This is a genomic window from Amycolatopsis anabasis (genome assembly GCF_009765355.1).
In the GTDB taxonomy this organism is placed as follows: Bacteria; Actinomycetota; Actinomycetes; order Mycobacteriales; family Pseudonocardiaceae; genus Amycolatopsis; species Amycolatopsis anabasis.
On sequence record NZ_VTHK01000024.1, the window covers coordinates 92,506 to 106,006 of the forward strand.

The following is a 13,501-nucleotide window of genomic DNA, read 5'->3' on the forward strand; positions in this document are numbered from 1 at the left end:
ACATGAGTAAAGGTCCCTTCCTCCCGGTTCCGTGCGGGTTGGCGGGGGCGCGGCCAGGGGCTAGCCGACGGGCGGGCCGCCCGCCAGGCTGCTGACCGGGCGGGTGGTGCGCGTGGTGCGGATGCCCCGCTCGGTCACCGTGTAGTCCAGCCGGAACACCGTCACCGGCTCCTGGAGCAGCTTGTCCCCGCGCAGGTAGGTCGGCACCTCGCGGGAGTTCGCCAGCTGCACCAGCGGCGCGTAGGGGCCGCCGGAGGCCGGGTCGTAGGCCATCCCGGCCAGTTCCCGGTCGGCGCCCGGCGCGAACCGGTACTTCACCTGCTGCACCTTCCCGTCCGCGAGCGACGCGGGCCGCCGGCACGGCAGCACGAACGCGTTCGGCCAGTCCACGGCGACGGGTTCGTCGATCGGCACCAGCCGGGTGGTCGGCACCAGCACCGGCAGCCGCGGCGCGCTCACCGCGACCCAGTTCCCGACGCCGTCGTAGTTCGCCACCACGCGCACCCGCTCCGCGCCGGGCGCCTGGGCCGGGTCGAGCCGGGCGTCTTCCCACGCGCCGTCGGTGCCCGCGTCGACGTCCTGGGCGCCCGCGGGGGAGCCGTCGGCGCGCGCGTACTCGATCCGCAGGCTGGTCGTACCGGAGCCCGCACGCGCCACGACCAGCGGCGGGGCGTCCGGCGCGCTCGCCCCGGGCGGCAGCGCGTACCAGGGCGAGGTGAGCGCCCCGGACACGCTCGGGACTTGGTAGCTGCCCCACACCGGGTGCGCCGCGTCCGAGCCGTAGGGTGCCGGGGGAGCGGACGGGAAGCCCGCGTTCGGGAGGAACCCGGCCAGCCGGGCGGGTTCGGCGGACACCGGCCGCAGCACCCCGGCGCCCCGGTCGGGTTCCGCGCCGAGCCAGTCCTCCAGCCCGCACGTGCGCCCGGTGAGCGAGGCCAGGTTCGCGCGGCCGATCGTGTAGGTGTCCCAGCGCTTGGCCACCGCCTGCACCATCGAACCGACCTCCAGCAGCACGGTGGCCACGGTGACCAGCACGAGCAGGCTCCCCGCGGACGGCAGCCACCGCACCGCGCGCTGGTCCGCCGGCCGGTCGCCCGCGTGCCGCCAGGTGCCGACCAGCCCACCGGCCACGGCGAGCAGCACGCCCCCGGCGAGCACCAGGTTGGCCACCGAGAACCCGGCGACCGACGGGTTGTCCCGCGTCCACAGCACGCCCAGGCCGGAGATGTACCACCAGCGGTCCGGGGCCGACAGGGCCAGCGCGACGACCGCGGCGAGCACGGCGACGGTGACCGAACGCGCCCACACCGCGCGCAGCGCGCCGCGGGCGATGGTGTGCACGACCACGGTGATGAGCAGCACGCCGAACCCGGCGAGCGCGCCGAAGTGGTGCGTCCACTTGGTCGGCGTGAACATCAGCGCCACCAGGTAAAGCGCGCTGCAGATGGCCAGCCGCCGGTTCGCCGCGGCGGCCAGGCCCGGGGTGCGCCGGTAGAGCAGCAGCGCGGCCAGGGCGACCAGGCAGAACAGCATGAGCAGGATCGGGACCCGCCGGTTCAGCGCACCCTCGACCACGGTCGGGTCGAGGAGCGTGGTGTACCGGGTGATCTCCTTCTGCCATTCGTACGACGGCCCGATCTGGGTGCGGATCCGGGTCGCTTCGAGCACGGTGCTCAGCGTCTGGTCGTAGAACATGAACAGCAGCGCGCTGCCGCCGGTCGCGAACAGCAGCCCGATCAGCGGCGGCCAGGTGAAGTCGCGGCGGCGGCGCAGCAGCCGCAGGACCCCGCCGATCGCGGCGACGAACGGCAGGAACGCGGCGACGCCGGTCGGGGTGACCGCGACCGTGGCGCCGGCGACCACGATCCCGATCGCGAGCGGGGCCACCGCGTTGGTCGCCAGCGCGCGTTCGACCAGCGCGAACACCACCAGCGAACCGAGCACGATCCACGGTTCCGGCCGGACGCCGATGTTCAGCGGCAGGTACCAGAGCAGGAAGACCGCGGCGCACACCCAGCGGGTCCACGCCGTCGGGCGGGCGATCAGCCGGGGCAGCAGGAGCCGGTCCAGCAGGATCCAGCACACCAGCCCGATCACCACCGAGGGCAGCCGCAGCCACACCTCGTGCGCGCTGATCCCGGCGAGCAGCCGGTAGACCTCGTAGAACCAGCCGAACGGCGCCTCCGGCGCGTTGAACCAGCGGAAGTAGTTGCCGACGAACCCGGCGTCCGCGCGGGACTTCAGCATGCTGACGATGTAGCCGTCGTCCACGGTCAGCGGCCCGATGACCGACCAGCCGAACAGGACCACGGTCACCACCAGATCCGCCGGGCGCGGCCGCCACCAGCGCCGCGGCAGCACCCGGGCGCGCCGGGTGAACCGGGCGTCCCAGCGGATCGTCAGGACCAGCAGCGCGAGCAGGCTCAGCGCGGCGAGGATCCCGAAGAAGATCTTGAGCACGCTCGCGTCGGTGTCGAACCGGGTGTCGGCGACCACGCTCACGTGCAGGGAGGGGTTCGGCGACTCGGTGAACAGGCCGCTCACGATCGGCCTTTGTGGATGGTGCGCGACCGGCTGACCGTCCACTTCGACCGTGGTGCCCCCGGCGTCCACGTGGACGCGCCAGGCGCACGCCCCGCCGAGCGGGCGCTTCGCCACTTCGGTGGAACCGACCTTCACCACCGCGGAACCGCTTTCCGCGCGCACGGTGAGTTCGGGCCCGCCGAGCTTTTCCCCGGTCTGCCCGGCCGGGGGCGTGCTGGCCAGGATCAGCCCGTCGCGCGGTTGCGGGCAGTCGAAGTTCGCGTCGAATCTCTCGGGCTGGTAAGGAAAAAGCGGGAGCGCGGTGCTCTGCGGTCCCGGTGCGGACGGCCATTCGTAGGTCGTCACGTGTTGTTCGGCCGGTGCGAGCACGAACAACACGGCGGCCACCGCGGAGAGCAGCCCGAGCCCGGCGCTGCCCCAGCGCCGGAGGCCGGTCATGCGGCTGGACGAGTCGGGGGAAACTGTGCGCACCGCATGCACCCTAGTTGAGGTCGATCTTGTCGCCCGACGCCCGGCGGCCCGGCAGTGGTACTGCTTACCCAAGTTTGACCGCCCGTTAACGTCCGTCGCCGGCACGAAAGGCGGTTCCCGCGAAGGTGTGTTTGGATATCACGCAAAGTAGGCAACTGAACAGGCAGTCGGGGAAGTGGGGACGCCGTGCGCTATCCCGCGTTCCGTCGGGGCACCTTCGCGCTGGTCGGCGGTGTTCTGCACGAAGCTTCGTACACCGGTGGCGACACCGTGCACCTGAACTCGCCGCAGGCGGAGAACCCGGATCCGGAGTTGTTCTCCTGGAACGACGAATACGCTCAGTGGTGCGGGCGGATCGCGGCGGACCGGTGCGTCCGGGTGTATTCCGTGGACGTTTACGCGCAGTACCGCGGGCACAGCGTGCTGATCGAGAACATCGGTGACACCGGGCTCGCGGGCGTCCGGTACGCGGAATGGGACCCGGCCTGGGCCACCGGAAACGGCTTCATCCAGCAGAACCGGTACGAGTTCCGCAAGAAGATCCCGATCACCGAGCTGAGCGGGTACTACGAGCGGCAACGGGATCTGCTGTTCGACCGCTGGGTGGAACGGCGGTTCGCGCGCCGGTCGCCCGCCCCCGCGCCGGACGACCGCCCGCGGTCGGGAATTCTCGCCACGGTTTCCGGAGCCGAGTACCCGGCCCGGTATCCGGTGGGCGGCCGGATCGTCCTTTCCGTTTCCGGCGCGGACAATCCCGACCCCGCCTTGTTTTCCCAGGGCCCGGACAGTCGCATGTGGACAGCCGAGGTCCCGGTCGGCCGCTGTGCGCGGCTCGCCGAGGTGACCACCCGCGCCGAGTACCGCGGACATCCCTGCCAGGTGGACGAAATCGACTCGGACGGCACGGTTTCCCTGCTGCACCTCGGCAAGGCGGAGAAGGCCGCCGAGGACGGGTTCACCCACGGCGCGGACGGCCGGTGGACGAAGTCCGTGCCCGTCTTCGATCTTGCCCGCTACCACGAGCACCACGTGGACCTGCTGTTCGACGATTGGGCGCGCGGAGCCGGTAAACTCTGACCCGACCACCGGGGGTTGGGGGACTATGCGGGCGTGGCGGCGGTACCTGCGCAACGAAATGCGGACGTTCGCGAGCCTGGGGTTGCTGCTGGGCCGCCGCCGGAATCTCGCGCCCGGGGCCACCGAGATCGGCTACGCCGGGGCGCAACGGCATCTGCTGCTGGTCACCGGCGTGCTGACCCTCGTCGAGGGATCGCTGTTCCTGCTGGTGCCGTTCGGCCCGGCGCTGCACGGGCTGCTGCTCGTGCTGGAGCTCTACAGCGTGCTGCTGGTGCTGGGCGTCTACGCGGCCACCGTGGTCCGCCCGCATGCGGTGTCCACAAAGGACTTACATATCCGGCTGGGCGCCTTCCTCGATCTCCGGGTGCCGGTGCGCCAGGTGTGCGCGGTGCACCGGAAACCCGAGAACCACCAGGGAAAGCGCATGATCACGCTCGCGGACGGCGAGTTCGTGCTCGCGCTCAACTGGGAGACGAACCTGGTGGTCGAGCTGAGCGAACCGGTCACGGTGACCCGTCCGCTCGGCCGGACCGGGACCGCCCGCGTGCTGAAGTTCTACGCCGACGATCCGGCCGCCGGCGCGGCCGCGATCCGGGACGCCCTGGCCGCTCAGGCCCGGTAGGCGAGCACCGTCAGCACCAGGTCCAGGTGCCGCCCGGTCATGCCCTTGGCGGTGGTGATGCCGAACTCGTACCGGTCGATCCGGGTCCGCGCGCGTGCCTCGAAGGTGCCCGTGTGCACCTCGACGCGGTCCAGGCCGAGGCTGACCCGCCGGGTCACTCCCCGCACGGTCAGATCGCCTTCCAGCAGCCACACCTCGGAAGCCTGGCGGACGCGCCCGCCGGTGAACCGGAACACCGGGTGGTGGGCCGTGTCCAGGTACTGCCGCGAGCGGACCACGTTGTCGCGCGCGGGGGTGCCGGTGGTGAAGCTGGCGGCGTCGACATCGGCCTCGGCGACCGACCGGGTCACCGGATCGGCGACCTGGATCCGGCCGCCGCCGAGCGCGAACGTGCCCCGGACCGTGCCCAGCCCGAACATGTGCTTGGTGGTGAAGGCGACGCTCGACTGCTCGGTGTCGATGACGTACTCACCGGCGGGCGGAATGGCGATCGAGGTGTTCACGGTTTGTTCCTCCCCAGTGGGGTGGGCGCTCCCAGGCGAGGCATCGTACCGCCCGGATGCGCCCTTTTCCCCCTCGTGACCTGCGGTAACGGACCTGGCATCCAGCGTGCTCGGCCGGGCCCGCGCGCGCATCGACCCGGAAGCGGGTCTTTCCGCACGACTGGTCGATTCCCGGCCTCCGCCGATCGGTGGAGCTGCCGGTACTACGGCCACCGCCGCGGTGGGTAATTCGGCCGTCCGCGTGGGTTCGCCGATGGGGGATGGTCTAGCCGGAGACGTTCACTGGAGGGAGTTGCCGTGGCCGGGACAAGCTACCGAGTCGAACCCGCGGCGGTCCGATCGATCAACGACACGGTCCGCGACCTCAACGCGGGCGCGCGATCGGTGACCCGCGACCTGGAGACGCTGGTCCTCGACGGGCTGGCGTTCGCGGCCATCGGGGGCAGCGTGGCCGGGGCGAACGCGGCGCTGCAACGGCAGCTCGTCGGCGGGCTGAGCAAGTTCATCCGGCTGATGAGCGACATCAGCTCGGGCGTCCAGGCCGTCGCCGACGGCTACGACGACGCGGACCAGGCGACCGCGCGCGGCTACGGCGGCGGTGGCCAGGAACGCGCCGCGAACCCGGGCGGGCTCGATCCGCGGGTCGTCGAGTCGATCATGCGGTCCGAGGGTGTGCGCGGGGAGCAGGGCGGGGTGCGGGAGGCGTACGGCTTCCGGGAGCACATGCACAACGGCTACGACGAGATCATGGCCGCCCGGCGGGAACACGGGGCAGGCAGCGCCGAGGAACGGGCCGTGGTGACCGAGCTGATGACGGCCCGGGCGCGGCAGGCGGGCGCGCTGCACTTCACCGACGCGGGCGTGCAGGCGGCGATCATGTCCGGCGCGCACATGCGCGGGGTCGGCGGCGTGCAGGCGATCCTGAACTCGATGGCTGGGGCCGAGATCGAGCGCAGCGCGACGCTGAGCCAGGAGGCGATCGACACGATCCGGGGCATGACCTCGGAGGAGTTCCAGCAGCAGTTCCGCGACGCCCGGATCGCCTACGACCGCGAGATCTACGGCCACACCACCACGCACCAGGGCGGGCAGACCCAGAACTGGTGGGACCGCTACGGCAACGGCCTGATCCGCCGTTACGACCGCGAACAGGCCGAATTCCTCAACCTCACCCGGTAGCCTGCCCGGTGAGGTGTCATGAGGGGACCCCTCCAGACGAGATCCGTCCGGAGGGGTCCCCTCATGGAACGACCGATCAGATGGGGAGTTTGCGGAAGATCGGGCGGGGCACGTGGCGCAGTGCCGACATCACCAGGCGGAACTGCGCGGGCGCCCACACCAGGCCCTTGCCGCGCCGCGCCGCGTCCACCGCGACCTCGGCGACCTGCTCGGCGGTCTGCTCCAGCGGCGCCTTGCCCATGCCCTCGGTCATCTTCGTCCGGACCTGACCCGGGCGGACCACGGTGACCTTGACCCCGAACGGCCGCAGCGCCTCGCCGAGGCCGAGGTAGAAGCCGTCGAAACCGGCCTTGCTCGAGCCGTACACGAAGTTCGAGCGGCGGACCCGTTCCCCGGCGACCGAGGACAGCGCGATCACCGCGCCGTGGCCCTGCTTCTTCAGCTTCTCCGAAAGCGCGACCCCGGCCGACACCGCGGCGGTGTAGTTCACCGTGGCCAGTTCGACCGCCTTGGCGTGGTCCTGCCACAGCTCTTCCGCGTCGCCGAGCAACCCGAACGCCACCACCGTGACGTCGATGTCGCCCCCGGCGAACGCCTCGTCCAGCACCGCCGGGTGCGACGCGGTGTCCTTCGCGTCGAAGTCCACTTCGGACACTTCGGCGCCCTTGGTGCGCAAGCGTTCCGCGGCTTCCTTGCGGCGCTGCGAAGGCCGTGCGGCGAGCACGACCCGCAGCGGGCGTTCGGCCAGGTACTTCTCCGCGATCGCCAGCGCGATGTCGGAGGTGCCGCCGAGCAGCAGCAGGGACTGGGGGTTGCCCACAGCGTCGATCACAGTTCCAACCTTCGGCTCATGTCTGAAGCGAAAACGCCATCGGGGTCCACCGAGTGGCGGACCTTGCGCCATTCGTCCAGGCGCGGGTACATCTGGGCGAACTGCTCGGGACCGGTCCGCGAGTCCTTGGCGGTGTACAGCCTTCCGCCAAACCCGAGCACGTCCTCGTCCAGCTCCTGGCAGAACCGGCTCAGCCCGTCCTTGATCGGGAAGTCCAGGCAGATCATCCAGCCCGGGTGCGGGAAGGACAGCGGCGCCCGGTTGCCCTCGCCCATCCGCTTGATCACGTTGAGGAACGACACGTGCCCGGACTCGGCGACCTTCCGCACGATCCGGCGCAGCTCGTCGTACGCGCCCGGCGGGGTGCTGAACTGGTACTGCAGGAAGCCCTTCGAGCCGTACGCCCGGTTCCACTCGCCGAACAGGTCCAGCGGGTGGTAGAACGCGGTCAGGTTCTGGATCTTGCCGCGCGCCGCCTTCGGGGTCTTGCGGTAGTACAGCTCGCCGATCGCGCCGAAGGTCAGCTTGTTCGCCAGGCCGTTCGGGAAGACGTCCGGCAGCGTCGCCAGCTGCGGCGCGTCGAACTTCAGCGGATCGGCCTTCAGCTTCGGCGGCAGATCCTCCAGCCGGGCCAGGGAACCGCGGCCGAACGCGGCGCGGCCGAGCTTCGCGCCGGTGGAGATCGTGTCGAACCACGCCGAGGAGTACGTGTAGTTGTCGTCCGAACCGTTGCTGAACAGCTCGATCGTCTCGTCCAGATCGGCGGTCCGGTCCAGGTCCGCGATGAAGTACGCGGTCTCGGTCTTGGTCATCCGGACCGTGGCGCGGGTGATGATGCCGGTCAGGCCGCAGCCCGCGACGGTCGCCCAGAACAGTTCGGCTTCCGGGCCGTCCGGGGTCAGCCGCCGCAGCTGCCCGTCCGCGGTGAGCAGGTCCATCGACACCACGTGGTTGCCGAAGCTGCCCGCGCTGTGGTGGTTCTTGCCGTGGATGTCGTTGGCGATCGCGCCGCCGATGGTGACCTGCCGGGTGCCCGGGAGCACCGGCACCCAGAGCCCGTGCGGCAGCGCGGCGCGCATCAGCTCGTCCAGGCTCACCCCGGCGTCCAGGTCGACCAGCCCGCTGTCCGGGTCGATCGAATGAATTCTGTTCAACGCGGTCATGTCGACGACCAGGCCGCCCGCGTTCTGCGCCGGATCGCCGTAGGAACGCCCCAGGCCGCGGGCGATCACGCCGCGTTCCCCGGCTCGGGTCACCGCGCGGGCGATCGTTTCGACGTCCGGCGTGGTCAGCACGTCGCACACGGTCGGCGCGGTGCGTGCCCAGCCGGTGAGGGTCCGCCGCTCGATGCCTGGTTCAGGGGTCCCTTGAGTCACGCGACCAGGGTAGCCACGCCGCTCCCGGGCCGATATGTAGCCCTCCGGTGACCGCTTCTACACTTTCCGGGTCCGTGAACCTCCAGTTGAGTGAGGTAGTGCAGTGGTGGCGACCGAACCGCAGGCCGGCGCGACAACGGCTTCCCCGGGCCTCTTCGCGCAGCTCATCCGTTTCGGGCTCATCGGCGGCTTCTGCGCGCTCGTCGATTTCGGCTCCTACCAGGCATTGCGCGCCCTCGGCATGGACGCGACGCCGTGGGTCGACATCGCCCGGGCGATCAGTTTCATCATCGGCACCACGACCGCGTACTTCCTGAATCGCAAGTTCACCTTCTCCGCCGGGCGCAAGTCCGGGATGGGACAGATCGGCGCCTTCATCCTGCTCTACGGCGTGACGTTCTTCGTCGCGGTCGGCGTGAACCGCTGGATGTTGCACCTGCTGCCGGAGTCCTCCTGGAAGGCCAGCCTGGCTTGGGTGATCTCGCAGGCAACCGCGACGTGCATCAATTTCGTGATGCTCAAGTGGGTCGTGTTTCGCGATACGCCGCGTACCGAACAAACCGCGTGACCGGCTGTGAAGCCTTCTCGGATCGAACCTGTACCTTGGCTTGTGCGTGATGATTGTCCCTTGGGAGGACTGAGTATTAATGCCCGGTAAAACAGCGACCGGATCGGCCGCGGTGGCCAAGGCAGCGCCCCAGACGAACGGCAGCCACGCGAGCGCCCGGACCGAGGAGCAGACCACGTTCTCCGAACGCACCCCGCAGGGCCGCCTGCTCGCCCAGCGCGGGCTGTACTCGGGCCCGTCCCCGAAGGTGACCAAGGACCTCTACGCCGAGGTGCTCTTCGGCGTGGTCACCCGCCGCCGGGACAGCATCACCCTCGAAGAGTCGGCGAGCGTGTCCGGCAACACCTACTTCGGCCGGTTCCCGGCCAGTTACTGGCAGCGCTGGACGACCGCCGGCTCGGTCACCGTGGAAGCCGTGGTCACCGGCTCCGGTCACCTCTCGGTCGGTGCGTCCGATGTGGAGGGTGAGCCGCGAGTCGTTGCGGCACAGGAGATCGCGGGCGCCGAGCAGGAACTGGTCACGCTCGAAGCCAAGATCGACAAGTTCTACGACGGCGGCGCGCTGTGGCTGGACTTCGAGACCGAGGCCGCGCAGACGCTGACCGTCGAGCGGGTGCGCTGGACCGTCGACGCGCCGGAGAAGATCCGGCCGACCGCGGTGACCATCTGCACGATGAACCGCGCCGACGACTGCCTGTCCAACCTGGAAGCCCTCGCCGGTGACCTGTCCTCGCTGGAGACCCTGGACGCGATCTACGTCGCCGACCAGGGCACCGACCGGGTCGACTCGCGCGCCGGGTTCGCCCAGGTGGCCGCCGACCTCGGCGACAAGCTGCGGTACATCACCCAGCCGAACCTCGGCGGCGCCGGCGGCTTCACCCGCGGCCTGTACGAGGTGGCCGGGCACACCGAGACCGAGCACGCGAACGTCCTGTTCATGGACGACGACGTGCTGCTGGAGCCGGACCTGGTGATCCGGCTGACCGCGTTCTCCAACAAGGCCGCGAACCCGATCATCGTCGGCGGCCAGATGCTCAACCTGCTGCACCCGCACCAGCTGCACGTGGGCGCCGAGTACGCGCGGCTGAACACGCTCGAGCCCGGTCAGCCGGTCGAGCACAGCCTGGAGACCGCCGATCTGCTCGGCATCGACGAGGAGACCCTCAAGCCGAACCGCCAGGAGCGCCGCCTCGACGCCGGGTACAACGGCTGGTGGTCGTGCCTGATCCCGTACGAGGTGGTCAAGGAGATCGGCTACCCGCTGCCGTTCTTCTTCCAGTGGGACGACGCCGAGTACAGCTACCGCGCGCGGGCGCACGGTTTCCCGACCGTGACGCTGCCCGGCGCCGGTGTCTGGCACGCGGACTTCCACTGGAAGGACTGGGACGAGTGGCACCGGTACTTCAACCTGCGCAACTCGATCATCACCGCGGCCCTGCACAGCCCGTTCAACCTGAACCTGCTGTCCCGGGTGCTGCTGGCCCAGGTCGTCCGGTACCTGCTCGGCATGCAGTACGGCCTGACGCACACCCTGATCAAGGCCGTCGAGGACTTCCTGGAGGGCCCGGAGATCCTGGCCGACGGCGGGGTCGCCGCGATGAAGGAGATCCGCGAGATCCGGGCGCGGTACCCGGAGACCAAGCGGCACCCGGCCACCGACGTGCCCGGTATCGCCTCCAACGACATCGGCATCATCAACGCCGCGCCGCGGCCCAGCATGCAGCGGGTCATCCTGCTCAAGCGGATCCTCGACCGGGTCCTCGGCCGGCACCGCTTCGCGCTCGGCGCGGTGCCGAACGACGAGGCGAGCTGGTGGCACGTCTCGCTGTTCGAGACCGCCGTGGTCACCGACGCCTCGCAGGAGGGCGTGCGGGTCCGCAAGTACGACCGGGAGCGCATGTTCAGCCTGGCCCGGCGCGCCGCCAAGGTGATCAACCGGCTGCGCAAGGAGGGCCACGCCGTCCAGGCGCAGTACAAGCGGGCCCTGCCCGAGCTGACCAGCCGTGAGAACTGGAAGCGCCTGTACCGCCTCTAACTGAAATCCGTTTTCAGTAAGCCGGAATTAGGGTAGCCTAACCGGCATGACCGACATGCTGGGGAAGGCGACCCGGATCGCCGACGAGGTTTTCTTTCCGGCCGCGGGCGAAGTGGACGAGCGGGGCGAGATCCCGCCCGGCCACTTCGACCTGCTGGCCGACGAGGGTTTCTACGGTTTGGCCGCGCCGCCGGAACACGGCGGCCCGGGGTTGGAGTTCGGCGAAATCGTCGCCGCGCTGGAGGCGTTCGCCGGGGGCTGCCTGGCCACGACGTTCACCTGGATCCAGCACCACGGCGTGGTGAACGGCCTGGTCGCGTCCGAGAACGCCGAACTGCGCGAACGGCACCTCGCCGACGCCGTGCGCGGCCGGTTGCGCGGCGGGGTGGCCTTCGCGGGCGCGATCCCGCATCCGCCCCGGCTGTGGGCCAAGCGCGCGGACGGCGGCTACCTGATCGACGGCGAGGCGCCGTTCGTCAGCGGCTGGGGCCTGGTCGACGTGCTGCAGATCTCGGCACGCGACGCGGCCACGGTCGACGCCGAGGGCCGGGGCGGGGTGATCGTCAGCGGCCTGATCGACGCGAACGCGGGCGAGTCGCTGACCGCCGAGCCGCTGCGCCTGGTCGCCGCGCAGGGCACGAACACCGTGCGCCTGCACTTCACCGGCTACTTCCTGCCCGACGACCGGATCACCACCCGGGTCACCCACGCGGACTTCGTCGCCACCAGCACGATCGGCTCCCGGCTCAACGGCTGCGTGGCGCTCGGCCTCGCCGGGCGGGCCGCCCGGCTGATCGCCGACGCCGGGAAACCCGAGGTCGCCGACCGGCTGCGGGCCGAACAGGACCAGGTGCGCGCCCGGCTGGACGCCGGGCTCGCCGATCCGGCGGCCCTGCCCGCCGCCCGGGCGGCCGCGTCCGAACTGGCGTTCCGGGCGACCGGTGCGCTGGTCACCACGGTCGGCAGCGGTGCGGTCCTCGGCGGGCACACCGCCGAGCGGCTCGTGCGCGAGGCGACCTTCACCCTGGTCGCGGCGAGCCGCCCGGAGGTCAAGGCGGGCCTGCTGGGGCTGCTCGCGCCCTAATGCAGGCCGAAGACCTTGCTCTTGCGTTGCAGATCGTCGACGTAGGCGACCGCCACCTGGGCGAAGTTCACGGTCACCTCGGCGCCCTCCTTGGTGCGGAAGGTTTCCACCGAACCGGCCTTGAGGAACTTGGCGAGCTTGCTTTCGAGATCGGTTTCCTCCTCGGTGGGCAGCGCGAACACCAGGGGTTCGCCACCGGCGGCTAGATGCAGGATGAGTGCGGGTTTCGTATCGGCCATGGCATCCAGAACAGCAGTGGCCGATCATGCGCGGCAAGCGCTTTCGCTGACGGCTGAGCAATAGCGCGCTCCGGCTGCGGTGGTCGCACGCGGTCGGCTAACGTGACCAGCCGACCGCTGCCGAGCACGCCCAGGGGGATAACCGGTCATGGCCTACTCGTTCTCGCTGTCGCTGGCGGCCGTGGACATGCTGCTGGAGCAGGCCGGGACCCCGCGTGCGCCGTTCCCGTTCCAGGTGCCGCACATCGGCACCACGCACGACCAGCGGGCCCAGGTGCGTGAGGCGGTCTTCGACGACCTCCGGACCCGGGGCCTGATGCGCGGGCAGCACCTCGAGGACGACGTCGACCTCGCGCTGCGGACGTTCGCCCGGTCCCCGATCGCGATCACCGCGGCGGCGCAGCTGGAGAGCGACGGGAAGCGGTTGTTCGCACGGGCGTGCTCGGACGGCCAGTACGCCGTGGTCGTGCGGCAGGACGAGAACCTGCTGGTGTTCGAGGAGGCCCGCCCGACCGGGATCGTCCCGGCGATCGTCGACCTGCTTCCGCTGACCCCGGCGGCGCCCGGCCAGTCGGTGACCATCGCGCAACCGGCCGCCCAGCCCGTCCGCGGGCCGCGTTCCGACGAGGGTTACGACCCGTTCGCCGGGGTCGCCGCGCCGCGGTCGCACGGCGGCGGTCAGCTGCGGATGGTGGAACGGATCTTCGAGAAGCCCAAGAAGCGGGTCGGCCAGTTCACCGTGTTCGTGCCGGGCGCGATGCTGGACCCGACGGCGTGGTTCGACACCGAGGACGGCCGGTACTTCATGACGCTGCGCGAAGCGCCGGACGGGCAGACCTGGATCACCTACGCCCCGGCGGACAACGCGCGGATCGCCCAGCACCTGTATGCCCAGCTCGAAGGCCATCTGTAAGCCGTCCATTCGCGAACGGAACCGTTCGCCGTCCGGGTGCGTCGCAGTGCTGGATGGC

Annotated in this window: 12 protein-coding genes; 7 read left to right on the plus strand and 5 right to left on the minus strand. The window is 70.5% G+C overall.

Features of this window, described 5'->3' with window-relative positions:
- Nucleotides 1–60 precede the first annotated feature (60 nt).
- On the minus strand, nt 61–3,015 hold the full coding sequence (locus FXO23_RS28500; protein WP_246257958.1) for an arabinosyltransferase domain-containing protein: 2,955 nt from the start codon (nt 3,013–3,015) through the stop codon (nt 61–63).
- A 186-nt stretch (nt 3,016–3,201) separates the two neighbouring features.
- Between FXO23_RS28500 and FXO23_RS28505 the strand changes: the two genes are divergently transcribed.
- Together FXO23_RS28505 and FXO23_RS28510 are read left to right on the plus strand one after the other, a co-directional pair.
- Nucleotides 3,202–4,092, plus strand: a complete 891-nt coding sequence (locus FXO23_RS28505; protein WP_158888545.1) for a hypothetical protein — start codon at nt 3,202–3,204, stop codon at nt 4,090–4,092.
- Between the two features lie 25 nt (nt 4,093–4,117).
- A complete protein-coding gene (locus FXO23_RS28510) occupies nt 4,118–4,714 on the plus strand; it encodes a hypothetical protein (RefSeq protein ID WP_158888546.1) in 597 nt (198 codons plus the stop codon).
- Here FXO23_RS28510 and FXO23_RS28515 read toward each other — a convergent pair.
- Entirely contained in the window at nt 4,702–5,217 is a 516-nt protein-coding gene (locus FXO23_RS28515; protein ID WP_246257959.1) for a YceI family protein, read from the minus strand. The genes FXO23_RS28510 and FXO23_RS28515 overlap by 13 nt on opposite strands.
- A gap of 297 nt (nt 5,218–5,514) precedes the next feature.
- Between FXO23_RS28515 and FXO23_RS28520 the strand changes: the two genes are divergently transcribed.
- The gene (locus FXO23_RS28520) at nt 5,515–6,396 is read left to right on the plus strand and encodes a WXG100 family type VII secretion target (protein WP_158888548.1); all 882 of its coding nucleotides are present in this window, start codon (nt 5,515–5,517) and stop codon (nt 6,394–6,396) included.
- 76 nt (nt 6,397–6,472) lie between these two features.
- Here the strand turns inward: FXO23_RS28520 and dprE2 are convergent, their stop codons facing one another.
- On the minus strand, nt 6,473–7,228 hold the full coding sequence (dprE2, locus tag FXO23_RS28525) for a decaprenylphospho-beta-D-erythro-pentofuranosid-2-ulose 2-reductase (protein ID WP_158888549.1): 756 nt from the start codon (nt 7,226–7,228) through the stop codon (nt 6,473–6,475).
- On the minus strand, nt 7,225–8,604 hold the full coding sequence (gene dprE1 / locus FXO23_RS28530) for a decaprenylphosphoryl-beta-D-ribose oxidase (RefSeq protein ID WP_281356616.1): 1,380 nt from the start codon (nt 8,602–8,604) through the stop codon (nt 7,225–7,227). Before dprE1 ends, dprE2 begins: the two co-directional genes overlap by 4 nt.
- A gap of 103 nt (nt 8,605–8,707) precedes the next feature.
- Between dprE1 and FXO23_RS28535 the strand changes: the two genes are divergently transcribed.
- From FXO23_RS28535 to FXO23_RS28545, 3 genes are all read left to right on the plus strand, one after another.
- Nucleotides 8,708–9,172 (plus strand): GtrA family protein, encoded by a 465-nt coding sequence (locus FXO23_RS28535; RefSeq protein ID WP_158888550.1) that lies wholly within the window; start codon nt 8,708–8,710, stop codon nt 9,170–9,172.
- A 79-nt stretch (nt 9,173–9,251) separates the two neighbouring features.
- Complete coding sequence (locus tag FXO23_RS28540) at nt 9,252–11,207, plus strand: glycosyltransferase (RefSeq protein ID WP_158888551.1); 1,956 nt, start codon at nt 9,252–9,254, stop codon at nt 11,205–11,207.
- A gap of 46 nt (nt 11,208–11,253) precedes the next feature.
- Complete coding sequence (locus FXO23_RS28545) at nt 11,254–12,291, plus strand: acyl-CoA dehydrogenase family protein (protein ID WP_158888552.1); 1,038 nt, start codon at nt 11,254–11,256, stop codon at nt 12,289–12,291.
- Here FXO23_RS28545 and FXO23_RS28550 read toward each other — a convergent pair.
- Nucleotides 12,288–12,530: a hypothetical protein gene (locus tag FXO23_RS28550; RefSeq protein ID WP_158888553.1), complete on the minus strand. Its 243-nt coding sequence runs from the start codon at nt 12,528–12,530 to the stop codon at nt 12,288–12,290. The two genes, FXO23_RS28545 and FXO23_RS28550, sit on opposite strands and share 4 nt — an antisense overlap.
- Nucleotides 12,531–12,678: 148 nt before the next feature.
- Here FXO23_RS28550 and FXO23_RS28555 point away from each other — a divergent pair, with 148 nt between their 5' ends.
- On the plus strand, nt 12,679–13,443 hold the full coding sequence (locus FXO23_RS28555) for an ESX secretion-associated protein EspG (RefSeq protein ID WP_158888554.1): 765 nt from the start codon (nt 12,679–12,681) through the stop codon (nt 13,441–13,443).
- Nucleotides 13,444–13,501: the final 58 nt, after the last annotated feature.

Bases quoted from the DNA above. Each gene is read 5' to 3' on its own strand.
- FXO23_RS28510 (WP_158888546.1), top strand. From the start codon at position 4,118: ATGCGGGCGTGGCGGCGGTACCTGCGCAACGAAATGCGGACGTTCGCG.
- FXO23_RS28540 (WP_158888551.1), top strand. From the start codon at position 9,252: ATGCCCGGTAAAACAGCGACCGGATCGGCCGCGGTGGCCAAGGCAGCG.
- FXO23_RS28545 (WP_158888552.1), top strand. From the start codon at position 11,254: ATGACCGACATGCTGGGGAAGGCGACCCGGATCGCCGACGAGGTTTTC.
- FXO23_RS28550 (WP_158888553.1), bottom strand. From the start codon at position 12,530: ATGGCCGATACGAAACCCGCACTCATCCTGCATCTAGCCGCCGGTGGC.
- FXO23_RS28555 (WP_158888554.1), top strand. From the start codon at position 12,679: ATGGCCTACTCGTTCTCGCTGTCGCTGGCGGCCGTGGACATGCTGCTG.